The sequence below is a fragment of the Armatimonadota bacterium genome (assembly GCA_013314775.1).
In the GTDB taxonomy this organism is placed as follows: domain Bacteria; phylum Armatimonadota; class Zipacnadia; order Zipacnadales; family JABUFB01; genus JABUFB01.
Map to the genome: position 1 here is coordinate 358,862 of JABUFB010000010.1, position 18,945 is coordinate 377,806.

The 18,945-nt window shown below is 63.6% G+C and carries 11 protein-coding genes; 2 read left to right on the forward strand and 9 right to left on the reverse strand.

The window, feature by feature from the left end:
* The first annotated feature begins 93 nt into the window (after positions 1–93).
* The gene (locus HPY44_14260; GenBank protein ID NSW57173.1) at positions 94–2,037 is read left to right on the forward strand and encodes a hypothetical protein; all 1,944 of its coding nucleotides are present in this window, start codon (positions 94–96) and stop codon (positions 2,035–2,037) included.
* Between the two features lie 77 nt (positions 2,038–2,114).
* On the opposite strand, the gene HPY44_14265 is transcribed toward HPY44_14260, so the two are convergent.
* The 3 genes from HPY44_14265 to HPY44_14275 are packed head-to-tail and all read right to left on the reverse strand — an operon-like array spanning position 2,115 to position 7,499.
* Positions 2,115–4,364, reverse strand: coding sequence for a hypothetical protein (locus HPY44_14265; protein ID NSW57174.1), 2,250 nt, complete (start codon positions 4,362–4,364; stop codon positions 2,115–2,117).
* A gap of 49 nt (positions 4,365–4,413) precedes the next feature.
* Positions 4,414–6,198, reverse strand: coding sequence for a hypothetical protein (locus HPY44_14270; GenBank protein NSW57175.1), 1,785 nt, complete (start codon positions 6,196–6,198; stop codon positions 4,414–4,416).
* A 44-nt stretch (positions 6,199–6,242) separates the two neighbouring features.
* Positions 6,243–7,499: an exo-alpha-sialidase gene (locus HPY44_14275; protein ID NSW57176.1), complete on the reverse strand. Its 1,257-nt coding sequence runs from the start codon at positions 7,497–7,499 to the stop codon at positions 6,243–6,245.
* Positions 7,500–7,674: 175 nt separating this feature from the next.
* Between HPY44_14275 and HPY44_14280 the strand changes: the two genes are divergently transcribed.
* On the forward strand, positions 7,675–8,790 hold the full coding sequence (locus HPY44_14280; protein ID NSW57177.1) for a Gfo/Idh/MocA family oxidoreductase: 1,116 nt from the start codon (positions 7,675–7,677) through the stop codon (positions 8,788–8,790).
* A 367-nt stretch (positions 8,791–9,157) separates the two neighbouring features.
* On the opposite strand, the gene HPY44_14285 is transcribed toward HPY44_14280, so the two are convergent.
* The 6 genes from HPY44_14285 to HPY44_14310 all read right to left on the reverse strand — a co-directional run bounded on the left by HPY44_14285 (position 9,158) and on the right by HPY44_14310 (position 18,901).
* The gene (locus HPY44_14285) at positions 9,158–10,015 is read right to left on the reverse strand and encodes a metal ABC transporter permease (GenBank protein ID NSW57178.1); all 858 of its coding nucleotides are present in this window, start codon (positions 10,013–10,015) and stop codon (positions 9,158–9,160) included.
* Positions 10,008–10,853: a metal ABC transporter ATP-binding protein gene (locus HPY44_14290; GenBank protein NSW57179.1), complete on the reverse strand. Its 846-nt coding sequence runs from the start codon at positions 10,851–10,853 to the stop codon at positions 10,008–10,010. The genes HPY44_14285 and HPY44_14290 overlap by 8 nt, the downstream gene beginning before the upstream one ends.
* The gene (locus HPY44_14295; protein NSW57180.1) at positions 10,850–11,926 is read right to left on the reverse strand and encodes a Gfo/Idh/MocA family oxidoreductase; all 1,077 of its coding nucleotides are present in this window, start codon (positions 11,924–11,926) and stop codon (positions 10,850–10,852) included. The genes HPY44_14290 and HPY44_14295 overlap by 4 nt, the downstream gene beginning before the upstream one ends.
* A 40-nt stretch (positions 11,927–11,966) precedes the next feature.
* Positions 11,967–12,827 (reverse strand): AmmeMemoRadiSam system protein B, encoded by an 861-nt coding sequence (gene amrB / locus HPY44_14300; protein ID NSW57181.1) that lies wholly within the window; start codon positions 12,825–12,827, stop codon positions 11,967–11,969.
* Between the two features lie 5 nt (positions 12,828–12,832).
* Positions 12,833–13,966, reverse strand: a complete 1,134-nt coding sequence (locus HPY44_14305; GenBank protein ID NSW57182.1) for a site-specific DNA-methyltransferase — start codon at positions 13,964–13,966, stop codon at positions 12,833–12,835.
* Between the two features lie 219 nt (positions 13,967–14,185).
* On the reverse strand, positions 14,186–18,901 hold the full coding sequence (locus HPY44_14310; protein ID NSW57183.1) for a hypothetical protein: 4,716 nt from the start codon (positions 18,899–18,901) through the stop codon (positions 14,186–14,188).
* Positions 18,902–18,945 lie beyond the last annotated feature (44 nt).

The window sequence follows — 18,945 nt, forward strand, 5'->3', positions numbered from 1 at the left end:
CCCCGGACGTGGGAGGGACACCTTGCCTCGGTCGCGAAATGTGGGCCTCAGCGTGAGCTGTGGCCGTGGAAATCGCAACGCCAGGAGGCGCTAATGGACGCCCAGTTGATCCGTGCAGTCGTTCTCATCGCCCTTCCCCTCGTGCTCATTCTCGCACAGATGGTCTTCGCCGCAAGCGAAGACCTCGGCAATGGATTCCGGCACCACGGAGTCTGCACCCCGGTCAGCAATCACCGGGGCATTGTCGCAACCCAGGACGCAGAGGGACGCGACATTGTGCTGGTTTGGCTGTTTGACCACCGCGGTGGGTATGCGCTCCTTCTCATCGACGCTGAGACCGGCAAGACCGAAACCTATCCGATGCCTTTCCCGCCGGGCGGCGACTGCCCGTATTCTTCGATCCTATCCAGCAAGAACAAGTTCTACACCCATTTCAACAGCTGGTTCTGCGAGTTCGACCCGGTAAAGCGGGCCTTTACTTTCCATACCAAGACAACCCCGCAGATGGCCATGGGCATGACCGAAGACGACAATGGGGTCATCTGGTCGGTCACTTACCCCGACAGCGGTGTGGTTTCTTTCGACCCCGAGACCCGGGAGTTCAAGGACTATGGCCGGGTGCATGCCGAGAACTGGCGGCAGTACCAGCGCTATGTGGCCGCCGATGACACGGGCTGGATCTACTTCGGCATCGGCAGCACAAACAGCCAGGTCATCGGGTTCAACCCGAAAGAGGGAACCGCCAAGCCCATGTGCCCAGAGAACGAGCGGGGCAAGGGCACCGGCTATGTCTACCGCGACATGGATGGCAAGGTCTACGGCCGGCCGCTCACGGGTGCACCCAACAACCCGACGGACAACTGGTATGTCTTCTATCGGGGCGAGGCCACGAAGATCGGAACAAAGGAGAAGCAGAACCCGAAGCCGATCATCACCTCCAGCCAGGGTCTCTTCCACCAGAAGTTCCCCAGCGGCAAGATTCTCTCGGTCTGCGACACCGTGGAGAAGATCATGAAGGTCACTGACCCGGCTACCGGCGAGACGAAGCAGCTGACCTTCGAATACGAGAGCGAAGGCGCGCATGTCATGGGTCTGTGCGTTGCGCCCGGAGACACCATCTGCGGCGGCACCGCCTTCCCCATGCGCTTCTTCCAGTTCGACCCGAAGACCGACGAGTGGGTGAACCGCGCCAGCTACGGCCAGTGGAACACAGTTGTGCGCCAAGGCGACCGATATTTCGTGGGGGGCTACGGCGGCGGCTTCCTGCTGGAGTGGGACCCCTCACAGCCCTGGGTGCCCACGGTGAAAGGCAAGGACGGCTGCAATCCGCAGTTCATCACTGAGTGCACACCGGCCATACACCGCCCCCATGAGCTGCTCGCCCACCCGGACGGCAAGACCATCGTTCTCGCGGGAACTCCGGGATATGGATACACCGGCGGCGGATTGCTCTTCTATGACCGCGAAACGAAGGAGCACGTGCTTGTGGAGCACGAGGACATCATTCCGCAACTGTCCACCATGAGTCTCGTTGCCCTTCCCGACGGCAAGCTGCTGGGCGGCACCACAACGAGCCCCGGGACCGGCGGCGAGAAGCTGGCGGACCAGGCCGAGATGTACATCATGGACATGGAATCCAAGGGAATCGAATGGCGCGAGGTGCTCTTCCCAGGCGCCCAGAACTACACCGACATGTGCCCGGGACCCAACGGGCTGGTGTACGGCGTGGTCGACTCACACATCTTCTTCGTCTTCGACCCTGTGAAACGCGAGGTCATCCACAAGGAAGACACCAGCGCGACCCTGGGTTCGACCAACGGCCAACAGGGCCCGCGGGTGTTTGTCACCGCGCCTGATGGAACCATCTATATGCTGTTCGTGAAGGGCATCGCGAAAGTGGACCCGGCGACGTTTGCGATCGACCTGATCGCCCAGTCGCCAGTGCCCATCGGCCCCGGCGGAGACATACTCGATGGCCGCATCTACTTCGCCAGCGGCTCGCACATGTACAGCTACGAGGTGCCGAAAGGCGAATAGCCAACGATACTGCAGACACAAAGCGGCGGCCCCTGGTTGTCTCCGAGGGCCGCCGTTCTCGTTTGCTCGCTGCCCCTCTACGGCTCGACCGAGACCCGCACATCATCGATGTAGAGAGTGCAGTTCGCGTTGTTCGGCCCGAAGAGCACCGTCTGGATGCGTCGTACCCCATCCATCGCGAATGGCAGCCCCTGCACTGTTCTCGGGCCGATGGTCAGGTCGAACACGCCCTGGTCCAGGTGAGCCCGAATGCGCACATCTTGCCATGTATCCGGCTCAAGGCGCATGCCGTCCACCGGATTCTCGATCTCTCGGAAGTACGTCACCGTACCGTCCGCTGCGATGCGCACATGAAACGCGCGGCAGGAGAATTCGCCGGGTGGATTGTCGTACGCGTCGATCTCAATGCGACCTTTATTGCTGGACGGCACGTAGACCCTGGCGCGCACCTCGACCAGTCCACGGGTGGTGTCGGCCGCGTCCTGGGGGCTTAGCCGGACCCAGGCGAGCCCGCCCTGCATGTGGGTCTCGGCGAGCCGCTGGATCTTCAGATACTGCCGCTCGCCAGCCTGTCCGCCGCCGACGGGATCATCATTGAGCACCTGGACGCGATCCGGCGAGCCCTCGGAGATGAACCAGGCGGTTCCGCTCGAAGCCGCCACCGGATCAAGGTCGCCATCCACCGCTCCCGTCCCTGCGACTGCTGCCTGGAAGTCATCCTGCAGGGCCACGAAAGGCTCCCGGTCCCGGTTTTTCCGCGGCAGAGCGCCCAGTTGAACGGTGTCTGGGTATTCGGGCTCCGGCTCCAGCGGCACGAATTGGAAGGAGTACAGGTCGGCGTCGCTCAGGACGAACCGAAGGCGAACCGGGGTGCCTGCGAGCTTGCGAAGGTCCCCGCCCTCATAGTCCCACCGGACAACGTGCCGCAGGTCGTCGCAGAGGATGGGCGCACACTCTTCCAAATTGTAGCCCTCGATGGGGTTGCCTTCGGCATCCTGAATCTCCACCCGGATCCCCCCGGCGCCCGAAGTCTCCGCATTGATCGCCAGACTCCCGCCTTCGAAAATCAGGGGCCTGGTGACGATCTCGCCGCCCTTGAGGGTGGCCTGTGCGGAGACGAAACCGTCCACGCGTATTGTGTATCGCCGCACCGCAGTGCCGATCCCCTCCCAGTAGCTTTCCGTGGCGTAAAGGGACAGCTCATCGGGCGCATCTTCGGTTGCCGAAGCCGTCTCCACCATGCCCCAGAAGATGAAGTTGTCGCCATAGACCCAGCTTTCCCGGTCACGCGGGCCGGGACGAATGAAGGCTTCGGGCCAGCGCTTGAAGGTCAGGCCATCGCGGCTGGACATGAAAAGCCCGTCGGTGATCGCGGTCCCGTAGCGGGGGTGAGATTTCGCCCTGACCACCCGTTCATCCAGACCGGGGAGTTCCAGGATCGACTTGTTCCAGCCGCGGTCGGTATAGCGCATGGGGAAGCCCACGAGTATATGTGGCGCTCGGTAGTACGGCTGGATCGCGTTGGTATACAGGTGCTCTTTCGGCGCATCGGGCCACTGGAGCCACTCCGGCTCGGGGAACTTGCGGATGTCGGGTGAGGTGGCGGTCATGATGTCGCGAACGCCATCCTTGAAGCCTCGGTGGTACTCCCGGTACTGCTTGATATGCGGGTCCCAGAAGGCCAGGTTCTGCGAGTCGAAAGCGCCGGTGGTGGTGATGGGCTCCTTGCTCAGGATTTCAAAGTGGATCCCATCCGGTGATGCCAGCACGTACAGGCCCACCGCGGGCTTGTGGCCGACGACGATGATTTTGTACCGCTCATTCTCGGGGCAGTCGGGGTTCTCGTCTTTGAAAACCGCGGTGTGCGCCGGGTCGCCACCAATCTCGGACAGGAATTCGGGGGTGAGGATGATGTTGTTATCGGTGGACCCGTTGAACTCGAATCTGCCCACCACGGGCCTGCGCCAGTTGATCCCGTCGTCGCTCTCGGCGTAACACAGGAACCACGGGTGGTCTGCCATCGCCTGGGCCGGCTCGCCGCTGTGAAGATAATGCAGGCCACGGTAGTACATGCGGTACAGGTCGCCGTCCCTGAATACCGACTGGAAGGCGCTGGCATTGCCTTCCCAGGGAGCATCGGTGCGCAGGACAATCTCGCGGCGCACCGGCTGGTGCAACGCCAGGCGCACCTCTCCGTCCATCCGCTCGATGAGCGCGTCATCCACCAGCAGTTCGAGACGCGACCCGATGTTGACCGGCTCCTGTGCGGACGACTGGGTACACATGGCGAGCACCACCGTGGCAAGCAGCAGGATGCGTGCGGGCATGAAAGGACCCCCGGTTTCCGACTTCCGGCATTTCTGGGACACGCGCCCCCTACTTCCGCGGCTCCGGGTTGAACATGGACAGGTGCTCCGCCCGGGGCTCCACGGCGACGACCTCATTCCCGACCCAGCGTGCCCGGACCTCCTGCTCTCGACCGGGAATGCTCTTCGCCGCAAAGCTCTGGCTGAAGGCCGGAACGGCCCAGGAGATGACCAACTCATCGCCCGGCGCACACTGCGCGAAAACCACGTAGGCGTCCGCGGGACCACCCCAGACCACAGGGGCGGGCTGGCCGTTGCGGCAGGCCCCGACCAGTGTCCTCTCGGCCCACGCCGGCGGGCGGAGGTGGAAGTCCGCAGTCTTGAGGGCGACAACTTCCAGCCGGCCGTCCGCGGGGCGACAGGCGGTCACCCGCGCCGCCGGATGCTCGCGGGTGAAGCACAGGTTGATGTACACGTCGTTCCCCACATCCAGCACCGTCCCACGCCAGGCTTCCCACAGCCCGCGCATTCCTTCGGGCGGGCAGCAACCCATCATGTGGATGCCGTTCCTGCTGATGCCCGGGGCGCCAAGGTGCGGATCTCCGGGGTAGCTGACCCAATCGTCGAAGGTGGTTTGGGCCACGAACCCGCCCTCGAGCCGCCGCAGTTCGCGCAGCGCCGCATCCACTTCAAGGGCGGGCTTGTCGCGATGCACATGCTCAAAGAGTGCGACGAACTCGGGCGTCAGGAAGAACTGGCTGCGACGCAGCTTATTGCGCACCGTGCGCTCCACCTGGTCCCAGTAGTCCGGCGACAGGCCCCGCGCCAGCCACGCGCCGAGGCTTACCATGTCGCCAACCACGCAGACCTCGCTGCGGTATTCGCCCTGCGGAACGAACTCCGGGTACCAGCCCCAGTCGGTACCCTGATCGACAACGAACCGGTATACACTGGCCGCCCAGTCCAGATAGCGCTTCTCCCCCAGGACCGCACCGAGATGCGCCACACCCCAGACCGCGTGGGTGTGCAGGTGAACATGGCCGGTGAAGGCTCCGGACTCGGGGTCAATCCGCTGGGTGCCCATGTCCGGCTGGACCTCGTCCAGGAAGCCCTCGGCAAAGGCCTTCGCGAGGTCGAGCGCCTCGTCGTCGCCAGTGCATTCCCAATACCGGACCAGGGGCTCCACGATGAAAGGGTAGTTCCGCCCGTGGCTTTCGCACCAACCATCCAGGAGCCATGTGCGGTCTTTCCAGGGCGCGATTCCCATGTGCCAGGCCCGGTCGCCCTTCCACTCTGTCATGTCCCGCAGGCCCTCAAACAGCCTGCGCGCGTTGGCAAACGCGGTCTCGTCCCGCTCGCGCTCCCACTGCTCAGCCAGGCGCCACATGAGTTTTGCGGTGGTCCAGTTCAGGGCATACTCGCCCTCAACCGCATGTCCCACCGCCGCCGCGGGATTGACCCAGCACAGGTTCTCCGCGCCCATGTAGCTCTCGATGCGCCGGTGGACGCCAAGCTCGATCGGACAGGGACTGGGTTCGCCCGACATCTCGCGCATATTCGCATACTGGGTGCTCATGCGCGCGTCAGTGTCGCCCAGGGAGATGGGATCGTAGGCGTACTGATTGGGCCGGCACCATTCCGGAAAATGACAGGGAATCCCCAGCGGCCCCAGCGTGAACTTGCACTCAAAGTCCCGTGTGGGCTCGGGATTGCCCCTGAGGTAGTTCAGGGCGGCCCGGGCCATTGAGGTGAGGCTCAGCGGGTCGAGAACCGCGGGCTTACCGGGCTCCAGTTCGCTGACGCTGGATATCTCGTCCCGGAACGTGCGGCGCAGGGCGGAACTCAAGTCCGGCATCTGCCATCACCTCACGCGAGAGAACTGGGGGCCAGGTCGCCTCTTCAGCCTTGGGGAATCCCCGCCGCCAGCGCGTTGGGCCTGTTCCAGATGATGCGCGCCAGGAAGGTCGCTCCCGTTGCCCCGCGACGCCGCGCATCATCGCCCCAGACGCCTTCCGAGACAGTCACCCACGACTCGCGCTCGGAGACGGCATTCGCGCCGAAATTGCCGAGTGTCGCACCGCGTTCGGGAATCAGCACCCGCTCCGTGTCGCGCAGGACCACCAGCCGCTCCGGGTCCACCTGGGCGATGAATAACGGCGCGCGGTGGCGCATGATGTGATCATTATTCGCGCCGCTGCGGGTGTACACCAGGAAAAGGCCGTCGCTGTGAGAGACCCAGTGCTGCTGAGTGTTGTAGCTGCCCAGTTCCGCACCGTCGTCGAAAGTCCACGGGCGGATGTCCTCGTAGTGCAGGCCGTCATCGCTTCGCGTCACGTAGCCCTTCAGGTCATTGCGGAGGGTCAGGTAGAACTTCCCACCGTGCCAGGCAATGGACGGTTCACAGAGCCCCCGGACGATGGGCAGCTCCATCTCGTTGCCATGCTCCAGGTACTTGAGTTCGTTGCCGTCAAAGGAGCAGCGGACCACCGTCACCGATGCCGGGGCACTTGCGTTCGGCCCGTAGTAGAACGGCAGCAAGAGGGTCCCGTCCGGTAATGTGAGCCACTGGGCGCAGGCGGACCGGGCATAGTCGAACTTCGCATCGGCCGGCATGTCAATGACCCGCCAAGGCGTCCAGGTACCCGCGGCGGGGTCAAGCACAGTGTATGCCGTCTGATTGTCCCTCTGGTCATTGTCCAATTGCTCACCGCCCTGTCCGTAACGCACTCGAGCGCCCACGGCGATGAGCTTGCCGGTGGGGGCATGCCAGCCCGGGGTCACATCGCAGACGGCGAAGTTGGTTCCGTTGGGCCCTGGCACCCAGTCCAGCTCCGGGCGGGCCTCCGGACCGCTCCAGGTCGCGCCGAGATCATCGGTGCGCATAACGCTCAGGCCTGAGTAATGGTCGGACACTCGGAGATGCTTCTGTAGAGTCATCACCACAGCCGGGACGCCGCCAGTGGCCGACGGAACCGGGGCGACTCTCGGATGGAACCACAGGAACTGCCCATCATCGTGTTCCAGGACGGTCTGCAGGCGGATCTCGTAGTCAAGCACGGTGGGTGTTTCTCCCTGGGCGAAGGTGATGCAGGCCAATGGGAACACCATTGCCCCCGTCAATACGCGAAACGTCCTTCTGTAAATCGCGAGCGCCATTGCGCGTCTCTCCGGCAGTGCAGGGGTGGGATACACCGGTACGTTTCCACACCCACACCGGATTGGCCTCCAGGGTTCCGGCCTGGTGTCTGCCTGCGCGAGGAGGAATCACCGGGAGCTATTGGGGAACACTCCCATCACAGGCAGCGACCCTCAATTGGTGGAGGCCCCCGGTATGCTTAGGACTGCAATCATCGGTTTCGGCGGGATTGCTCGCTCGCATCTGGACGACATCGCGTTCTTCAGACCCGACAATCCGCTCCGGGCAGCTGATGACCCGGTGGTGGAGCTTGTGGGCTGCTGCGATGTGATGCCCGCGGCGCTGGAGCGGTTCAAGACGGAGACCGGCTTGGAAGCAGTCTACACGGACGTCGAGAAGATGCTGGACGACCTGCACCCGGACTATGTCCACGTGGCCACGTGCGCCGACGTCCGCCTGGAGCCCGTGCTGGCAGCGGCGGCCCGGGGGATTCACGTGCTGTGCGAAAAGCCCCTTGCGCGGGACCCGGCAGAATGCGACGCGATGATCGCAGCCTGCGACGCGGCAGGAGTGCAGTTCGTGGTCAGCCACCAGCGGCGCAGTTCACCTGCATACTGGCACGTGAAGAGGTTGCTGGATGACGGGATCATCGGCACAGTGCGATATGTCACCGGAGGAGGAAAGTCCCGGCGCGGCGGCCCGGAGCTGCACAATATCGGCAGCCACCTCAACGACGCGGTAGGGATACTGCTTGGCGATGCGGACTGGGTGTTCGCTTACTGCAGCATCGACGGCCGCCCATGCGCCAGAGAGGATCGGGAACCCGGAGACCGCGGCGCAGGATGGGTGCTGGGGGAAAGGATCGACCTGACCACCTATTACAAGAGCGGTGTTCGGGCCGACTTACATTTCAACGAGGACCCTGGGATCTTCCACTGGATTGCCTGGGGCACCGAGGGGCGCCTCGCTGCCTTCAACAACGACTTCATGATCAACCGCGCCCCGGAACCCTCCGCGGGCGAGACGTGGGAGACGGTGGAGATTCCGGATGATGCTGTGACTACCGCTTCCGGCTACACCATGCGCGCAGGCTGGCAGGAGATTAGCCGCCAGGTGGCAATCCACAACCGGGTCCACATGATGCGGGAGATGTTCGAGCGGATGCAGTCCGGCGGGGAGCATACGTCATCTGGCCGGGTGGGCGCGGTCCCGATCGAGATCATGCAGGCCACGTTCCTGTCCCACCTGCGCGGCGCACCGGTGAAGCTGCCCGTGGATGAACGCGTGTCTCCGTTAGCGGATGTGGGCTGAGGCCGGAATGGAACGCGGGGCGCTTTTGGTTCGTCTTCCGTGCCCCGGGTTGAAACCCGGGTCTGCGGGACCTTCGGTCCGAGCGTCCTGCCGGACGCCCAGGCCGACCAACTGAATCGCGTGGAGCGGGCGTCTCGCCCGCCGGCCTTCGCCTTCCGTGCCCCGGGTTGAAACCCGGGTCTGCGGGACCTTCGGTCCGAGCGTCCTGCCGGACGCCCAGGCCGACCAACTGAATCGCGTGGAGCGGGCGTCTCGCCCGCCAGCCTTCCGCCGAGTGCCACTTCCGGCAAAGCCGAAGCAGTGCTCCGAGCTGAGCACACCACGCGCGGCGTGGTGTGGTACTCGCGATCCGCGTTGGGAATGAGCCCTACCCATCTGCCCCTTTACCCCTCGATTGCAGCCAAATGACGCCCTTGGCAATGAAATAACTCGCCGCGGAGATAATGGCTGCAAGGGCGCTGACAGAAAAATCAATGTAATACGACAGCACGATGCCGATAAGCCCGGACGCGAAGGCAATCCCAAAGGCCCATGCGACCACTGCATTGACGGTGTTGCCGATCAGCAGCGCGGCAGCGCCCGGCGACACCAGCATTGCAAAGACAACAATCGCCCCGACGCCCTTCATCAGGATCGCCGCAGACAGGCCGATGAGGGCGAAGAGAATGTAGTTGTACACACCCGCCTGAATGCCAAACGCCCGCGCGCCTTCCATGTCGAAGGTAATGAACAGGAACTCGCGCCGCAGCAGGCCAAATAAGAGCACCACCAGGCCCGTGAGGCTTCCCAGGATCAGCAGATCCTGATTGCTCAGTAAGAGCAGGTCCCCGATCAGAACGCCCCACACACGCGTAGCCGACTCAGGAATCAACGAGATGAGAAGTACTGCCAGGGCCATGGAAAATGCGAAGCCCACGCCGATGGCTGGGTCTGCGGCTCGGTCGGAACTTCTGAAAGACGCGCCTCCGGCAAGTAGCGCGAGAGCGACCGCAAAAACCGCGCCTCCGAGCACCGGATTGCCCAGGTGAACCAGGCCGTAGGCCTCGAGCACGATGATCAGCGCCGCTCCTGCAAGCGCTGCGTGACTGGCCCCGGACACCAGGAACGTCAGGCTGCGAAAACTGGCGAAAACCCCGCTCAAAGCCGCGTTGACGGCGATCAGGAACACGCCAACGATTGCGCGCAGCACGAACGGGGAAGTGAGGTACTCTTGCAAATCAGTCATGCGAAGCCTGGATGACCGGATGACGGTAGCCTTCCTCGCACACCAGCACGGGGACGAGAGTGCCGTAGGCTTCCCGCAGGTTCTCGGCGGTCAGGACCTCCAACGGCGTCCCGAAAGCGATCTGGCGCGTGCGTAGAAGGAGCGAATGGGTGATAAAGTGACAGATTGGGTTGACGTCGTGCACAACCACCATAACGGTGACACCGTGAGATTGTGCGATATGGTGCAAGAGTTCACCGATCGCCGTCTGACTGGCTGCGTCCACCTGTCCGAAGGGCTCATCCAGCACGAGCACGGGGGGATCCACTACCAGCGCCCGGGCGATGAGTGTGCGCTGGCGCTGGCCGCCGCTCAGGGATCGAAACGGCCGCCCAGCCATGGAGAGCATCCCCACCATGTCCAGCGCCTTGTCCACTCGCTGGCGGACCTGCCCCCGTCCCCCTGAATTGCGGGTTTGTGCGGCGAGACTCACAACCTCCCGCACGCTCAACGGTGGGCTGAGATTGATGGCGGTCTGCTGCGGCGCATACCCGATGAGGCGCTGGACCGCCCCCGGGTCCTGTTCCGGGTCCTGGCCCAAAACGCGTATGGTTCCGCAACTGGGCACAAGCAGCCCCATCATCAGCTTGATGAGCGTTGTCTTCCCGGACCCGTTTGGCCCAATAACCGCGCAGAAGGCACCCCGCGGCAGCGCGAATTCCACCCCTTTGAGCGCCTCCACCGGGGGAACGCGGTAACGGAATCCTAGGCCGCGGACGTCGATGATGGTCGCCCCGACTTCCACCGGGGCCCGCGTTCCGGAGCGGCAGACGGGACAGTCGTGCCCTGCGCGGCTCATTCTGGCGCCGGGACCTCCATCCAGACATTCCCGTTCATCGCAGAGTCATGCGCCACGATGCCCGGCACTGTGAGTTCCCAACCGCGGATCTCATCCAGCCGCGGCTTTTCACCACGTTCCAGCGCACCCAGGAAATCCTGAAGCAGAGAGTACTCCGCGGTGCCGTGTCCACCGGCCTGGGCACTGGGTGGCAGGTTCGGGTCATTGCGCGGCACGTCGATTTCCTGCGTCGCGTCCGTCTTGCCCTGGATGTACAGGCGCCCGGGGTTCTCCCCCACCCCGTCCTGGCTTGTGGCGACAAATCCCTTTGTTCCGTGGAGCTCGTACGCGTGCATGCCGCGATCTCGGGGAAGCAGCGATGTCCGCAGCATCTTGATGGTCATGCCCTTCTCGGTCTGGAAGAGGGCCACCTGCAGATCGATGGTGCCCGGATCTGGCAGATCGAAGATGTGGTGGGTATTTCCGACGCCGCACGCGCGGACAATGCGGTCTCCGGTGATCTCAAGGATTGGCCCCAGCGAGTGCGAGCAATAGTGCAGAGGAGGTCGGTAGCTGCGCCAGCGCTTCTCGCCCGTCGCCGGGTCGTAGATGAGCGATGGGATAGGGTGCATGTACTCGCACTCCGCGTACACGATGATCCCCAGGTCGCCCGACTGCACCAGTTCACGCCAATGGTTCACGAAGTGCCAATAGACGCAGTTCTCCGCCAGCATGTACCGCTTCCCGGTGCGACGGACCGCATCTACGATCTGCTGGCACTCCCCGATGGTGGGCGCCATGGTTACCTCGCTGAGCACGTGGCAACCTGCCTCAAGCGCGCTGATCACCTGCTCGCAATGGGCGGGGATCGGTGTGCCGACAAAGACGATATCCAGGCCGCTATCCACAAACCGCCCGTAGTCGGTGAAGCAGCGGTCGTCCGGAAGCCCGAGACCCTCCTGGAATCGCGCCAGCGCATCCGGGTCGCGGTCACACAGAGCGGTGATCTCGCACCGCGGGTCTTCGGCCAGCAGTCTTCCGTATCCCGAGCCACGCCCCACACCCACGAGGCCGACGCGCCATCTGTCTGCCATCAGCGTTCGCTCCTTGAGTCGGCCTGGGCCGACGAATAGTCTATGCGGCTCTGCGCACCACAAGGGACAGGTAAGCCACGACCTCCGCGCTGGACCCTGTTGCCACGCCTGAGTTGGTGTAGTCCACCACCTCGGCTTCGGTCGCTCCGAGAGACCTCGCGGCATGGAGCATGGCCGCAACCGGGCCATATCCGCACATGGATACATCCAGCCGCAGGCGGTCTCGAAGCAGGCCGTCCGGGTCCAGTTCCAGCATGCGGTAGATCAGCACCTGGTCTTGCTCCCGAGCATAGTCTGCACTCTCGAAATGGGTCATGTCAGTGCTCGCGATGATTACCGCATTCCGCCCGGCAAGATGCTTCGCCAGAACTCCGCCGACTTCAGCTGCCGCCGGGCCACCCTGATCCAGCATCATGATCGGCACAATGGGCGTGTCCAGGCCGAACACATACTGGATGAAGGGAAGGTGCACCTCGAGACTGTGCTCCCCCGCGAACCCGGCTACGCCATCAGTGAACCCGTCCAGGTCTCTGGCGATAGCCGTCGCAAGATCTCCTGCGATCGGCGAGCGTCCCAGCGGCGTCTCCCACCACCCACCGGTCTGAATACCGTTCACGAAACTCCTGCCGTGGTTCGGACCAACGACCACAAACACCTCTGGACGACCGTCCTGCGCCAGTTGCAGATAGCCTTTCGCCGCCGCCGTACCCGAATACATATAACCCGCATGCGGGCTAACGAGGCCCAGGATGCGCCGTGGACCGTCATCATCCACAGCAGGCGGCAACTGGGTGCATCCCGCTTTGCGGAAACAAGCGTCAAGACTCGCCAACAGCTCTCGCCGCGTCGCGGCGTAGAACATCCCCGCGAAGGCCGGCTGACGCACAGCGTTCGTTGTCATCGCCCTCACTCCTGCTCATGTGCCGCCGGTCGCCGCGCCGGTTGCAGAGGACCTGTTTCCGCCGCTCCGCGCACAAGTTCCGCGAAGCCTTTCAGCGTCCGCAGGGCATTGCGCACTCCGGCGGACACCAGACGGCGATCGGTTCCGGTCTGTGCGGCTACCGCGTCAACAATATTGGCCATCCTTTCGCGCTCTGTCAAGGAGAGCCAGCCCGGCTCTCCGGCCAGTCTCCGCGCCGCCTGCAGGATGGTCTTGCCCGACCTCGAACGCCCGTCTATCCGGCTGCCGAAGTCTATCCTATCCGCACCCTGAAGGCGCACCAGGCTTGGCTTGGGTGGTTCCTGCACCGCGACTGGTGCGGGAAGCGCTTCTCCTACGCGGCGACTGAACTCAATCCTCCCAACATGCGCCCCGAGCTTCTCCCGAATGACCGGCTCATACTCGCAGTTAATCTCGTAGCCTAGTCCGATTCTACCCTCTTCGGCGGCCACTTTCACCGTGGTCCCACTGCCCAGGAAAGGGTCCAGGACGGTCTCCCCGGGGAAGCAGTACATGCGGATCAGGCGGCGCGGGATCTCCTCGGGGAACGCAGCGAGGTGCGCATCCTGCCTTTCGCCGTGAACGCGCCAGTGCCCCGTGAAATACTCCACCCACTGCTCGTGCGTCATTCGAGCCGCCTCCTTGACCTCGCGCGAGACGGGTGGGGCCTTCCCCTGCTTCTTGAACACCAGGATGAACTCGTAGTCGATCATGATTGCCCCATTGCGTGGATAAGGGTACGAGCCCATGATCGACGCCCCGCCGGTGGTATTGCAGGTTGTGAGTTTCTGCCAGATCACAGCTCCCATGTAGTCCAGGCCGATGCTCTCACAGAAACGGATGACCTCGGTCCGGATGGGTATGATCTTGTACCGGCCATAATGGGCGGCCCGGGCGAACTGGTCGCCGATGTTGATGCATATCCGGCAGCCGGGGTGCAGGACTCGGTCGCACTCCGCCCACACCTCATTGAGCTTCGCGATGTACTCCTCGTACGTGTCGTCGAAGCCGATCTGTCCGGGCGAACCGTAATTCTTGAGTTGCCAGTAGGGGGGCGAAGTCACTATGAGGTGCACAGACCCGGAGTCCAATTCAGGCATGCGCCGGGCGTCTGCAAAGTAGATGCGGTGGGTCAAGGTGACCGTCGGCCTCCTGAAAAAGTGAGGGGGGTTTCGCTGGCGCGAGACCATAGTCCTCCCACATGCACATGCGGGTCGTGCCGCGGGTATGCTCGGGCGGGCTCGACGCTTTGCGCCAAACAGGCGCTGGGGCCCGGTCCACCCGGGACTGCCCAGCGCCTGTGGGGAAAAAGAGTCGCCCTACCCCTCCGTCACCTCGATGCCAACCGGCTTCGCATCCGACCGGTTCTCTGGATTGTAGTACTCATACACCGTGCTCTTGGGCGCTTGGGCCTTGAGCGGGTACCGGGCCTGCAGGGTGTAGCTGAAGTCCAGCTTCTGCCGCCCCTCGACGGTCTCCAGGTAGACGATGACTTGTCGCCCCGTGAGGTTGAAGCGGTCGATCTTCTTCGAACCCACCAGTTCGGCAAAGTCCCCTGCGTCCACGGTGAACCCCGGCGGGATGCCCAGGTCGACCACAACCATCCCCAGCTTCGCGGGGGTGTTGTTGCTTACCGTCACCTTCGCGGTGACAGTGTCGTCTTTGGCAAGCCGGGTCTTGTCATACTGCACGTCGATGGACAGGGCTTCCGTCTTGGGCTTTTCGGCCGCCTTCCAGGGCATGTAGTATCGCCCAACCACCTGGTAAAGCGAGCTTCCCTGCCCGGCGAAGTCGATTCGCACCTTGTTCGCACCGGGCTTCACGAACTGCCGGCAGTCGATGGCGCGCATGACATCCGCGTCTTCGGGGGTGATCGCAAAGGCGGCTGCACGCTCGCCATTCACGGTGATGGTGATCTCCGCATTGGTATCCCGGGTGGTGGCTTCCTTCTGGGCCATGACCAGGGCGCGCAGGGCAAAAATCGTGGCATTCGTCGAGAACCAGGTCCCGCGCGGGTCCTTGTTGGCGACCAGATAGTTCAGCACCCTGGAGGCTTCCATTGAGTGGTGCCCGCCCCGCAGGAGGGCCAGCGCCGCCATTCCCGTGGCCTCCAGGTCCGCACTCCTGCCGGTGCTGTTGGTGACGCCGCCGATGGAGGACTCCCACCACATCTGATCGCCGTCGGTTTTCGCCATCCCAACAAGGGTCTTCAGAACTTCCAGCGTGGTCCCGGTCAACTCGCCGTTGCCCCTGATGCTGTCGGCACCGACAAGTGCATTCGCCACAATCGCCAGGGTATAGGGATCCTTCGCCTGCTTCCAGTTCTCCCGCACGTAGTCAGCGCTGGTGTTGACCCGTGGGTCCTTGCACTGGCTGTGGGTGAGACCCCACACGATATACGCTGTGGGAAGGAGCTTGTCCACCTGCACCTTGGCCCAGGTTTCGGCGTGGCAGTAGCCCTCCTCGGCTTCGTAAACGCCGTCTTTCGCCTGATCCAGCAGCCAGTTCTGGGTGCGCCGGATGATGTCGGGGTCTACCGTGTGAACGGCGGACATGTCGTGGAACTCCATGAGTCCGTAGGCCGTGAGAAGTCGGTTGGCTGGGGCATTCCCAAACCACGAGAACCCGCCTCCGGGCACCTCGTACGACAGCATGCGCTGGTAACCGGTGTTGATGAACCCCTCGGCCTTCATCTGGATCTCCGGCGTGCTCTGCCGCGTGGCCTTCATGTAGTCCAGGACCATGATGTTCGGCCAGGTCACCGACGAGGTCTGCTCGAAGCACCCGAAGGGCATCTGCAGGATGCTGTCCAGCCCCTCCACGGCCTGCGAGAAGACGCCGGGATACACCTTCACCATGAGGCTCGAGGCGTCAGCGATCGCGCCCTCCGGGATTTCGATGACCTCCTCCACCGTACCCGAGAGACGCCCGCCTTCGGTGGCTTCGAATTCTTTGCCGTCGGGCAGCACCTCAATGCTGCGCTTGATAGCGTCGCTCATCTTCGACCCGTAGGCATGCACCGTGAGCGGGTGATGGCCGATCTTTTTCACCGTGAGAGTGAAGTACCGGACATTCACCTCGTTCGCAGCGATTTCAAGGCTCTGGGTGGCCTCGCCATCCAGTTCGAACCAGTCGCCCTCAGCAAGCTGCAGGCGCACCGTCTGGGTTTCGGGCAGGTAATTGTAGACAGCGATGGGTATCGACACCTGGTCGTTCTGGGTGAGGGCCACAGGAAGGTCGATGTCCACGAAGAAATCCTGGAAGCACCGCAGTCCCTTCGTTGTGGAGCCCAGCTTGCCCAGGGCGCTGTTGGCGATTGCCGCCAGCCGCCAGGTGGTGATGGAGTCGGCCATGGGGAAGGTCAGCGTGGCCTTCCCGTTCTCGTCGGTGATGAGGGAGGGCTCGAAGTAGAGGGTCTCCGGGAAGTACTCACGCACCCGCACGGGCTTCTCCACGCCGCCCGCGTCACTTGTGGGGACGGCCTCGGCAACCCCGCCCTTTGCGATACCCCCGTCCAGCGCCATCGCCATCCCCGGCATGCCCGCAGCAGGCGCTGCGAAGACAATGTCCCCTCCGAAGCCGCCCCGCAACCGCCACATCTTGCTGCCCTCCACGGCGGCGTCTCGATTCTTGAACCACTGACCGGGCTGGGCGGTGCTCAGGAACAGGTCGTCCAAGGTATCGAACTTGCCGTCCGGCCCTGCGCTGATAACCACCGCGGCTTTCTGCCAGCCGCCTTCTGTGATGATCTCCACCTTCACCGGGTTCTTCCACAGATCCAGCAGTTCATCTGCCTTGACCAGCCCGAGCTTGACAAGTTCCGGCCCGGCATTTGCAGGCTCCTTGAGCTTGCGGTCGCCCAGCTTGCCCAAGGCTTCCGCCAGCTTCTCCAGCTTCGGGCGCATCCCCTCCGCCCAGCTTTCGCGGGCCTTCACCAGGCGGCGATTGAAGGTGCTCTCGAGGATCATCTCGGGCGTGGGCACGTCAGCGCCTGCGAACAGCACCCTTGCTGCCTGCTGAGGGGCGGCTTGCAGTTCGTCCACCGGCTCCTTCGTGATGAGCGTGGGCATCTCGAAGCCGTGGATTTCATACCGGGGCGTCATCAGCTCCTGTTCAAGGTAGAAGAAGACCTTCTCCATTCCCGGCTGAAGCTCTTGCAGGGCGAAGACGCTCTCGTCCACCACGTTGATCCCGAGAGCCGCCGCCACCGGCCTGCCGTTCTCATCCACCACCGAGAAAGCCAGCTTCGCCTCCTGTCCGGGCACGTAGCTGTCGCGGTCGGGCTCGACGCCGATCTGCAGGTCGCCTGCGGGCTGCACGAACACCGGGCGGGTGTCCCGGATGATCTGCCCATCGCCGGAGATTCGATACGCGCTCACATAGCAGGTCCCGCTGAGCTCAGGCGACAGGCGCATGGAGACCTGGGCTCGGCCGTCGCGGATTTCTCCGGCGTAGGTCAGCATGGTCTGCCGGTCCTTCACGAGGTCGAAGTACACGGTTCCTGTTGCCGCCCCGCACAGAGCCGTGGCATTGAGCGGGTCGCCCACACTGGCCAGCGGCCTGTCCACCCGAAGCAGCAGGTTCTCCGCGCCACCCGGGCGAGTGGGCAACTCGATGGTGCGCTTCGCCAGGGTGCCGTCAGCCAGACGGCCCGCGACCTCGATCACAACCGGCATGGCAGGCGGGGCATCGGGCTCATCCATGCCCCACCTCTGCATCATCCCCGCGGGGGCCTTCGGCATCTCTGGGATCAGGTCCGCAGGAACCGCGAGGGTGATTTCCGCAATGCCCAGCGCGTCGGTCCCGTAGTCCGTCTGATTCAGAGGAATGGTCTTGTCGCCGCATCTCGCGCTGAGCACCCGGATGGTGCCTTCAACCGGCTCCCCGGTGGGGCGCGAGGTGAGCACGTAGACGATGTTGTCTACACCCGCAACGATGGTCCCCGCTTCGGGTACCGCATTGATGTTCAGGTGCCCCGCCGCCACGGTGGAGGTGTGGATGACCTTCTCCGCATGCTCGGCCTGGTCGGTGACCTGCACATCAAGCTCCAGGAACGCCTGGCCATGCTCCAGCGGCTGGCCCACGAAATGTGTGGGCAGGCGGGTCTCGAACTCGAAGGTCCCGTTCTCGTCGGTCTTGCCCTCAACGCGGCCCACTTCGGTGAATTCCACGTCGAAAGTCTTCACACTCAAGGCCACCCGGCCGCCACTCACGGGCTTGCCGAAGAAGTAGTCCGCCTGCACCTTCCCCGTCACCGTGTCGCCCGGCAGGTAGTACTGTCGGTCGGTGGATACAGTGACCTTGAACTTCGGCAGCACGTACTTCTTCACCGTGACGGTCTTGGTCGCCTCATCTTCGCCAAGGATCGCGCGAATACTGAAGGCGCCCATGTTCACCTGGTCGGCAAGCTGGAAGTCCGCCGAACAGATGCCGAAATCATTGGTCTTTTCGGTCTTCTTGAAAACCTTGTTGCCCTTGGCATCGGACACTTCCAGAGTCATGTCCCGGCCCGCCGCCGCGCTGAGACCCGGCCTGCGCAGGGCAAGCGCGCGCAGGTGGATCACTTGCCCGGGCTGGTAGATGGGTTTGTCTGTATTCAGCAGGATCTGGCAGGACCGCTTGAGCCGGATCGTCTGCTCCGTGCTGTCCTGCATGCCCCGAGCGCGGGCCGAGACCTTGAGAGTGTAGTCGCCGGGTTCCAGGTCCGGGACATCGAAGGTCGCGTTCAGCGTACCCAATGCATTTGTCTTTCCGGCGTACAGGCGCCGAGAGGTGCCTTCCGCGTCAGCCAGTGCGATCTCCACATCCGCGCCCCGAACCGGCTCTTGCTCGCGGTAATCATTGACCACGACGCGCACCGCCCCGGTGCTCCCGCCCAGCCACTCCCGCGCCGCCACCAGTTCAATGCCGATTGGGCTGAGCGGGTCGTCCTGTCCAACAGCCGTGTGCCCCTGCCACACGGTGACCACCGTCCCCAGAAACAAGGTGAGTACCGTCCAGTGAGTCAGTCTGTACCGGCGAATGCTGGCGATCATGGTACGCCCTCCATTGGACGACTGAACTTGCGAACCGTCCCGAT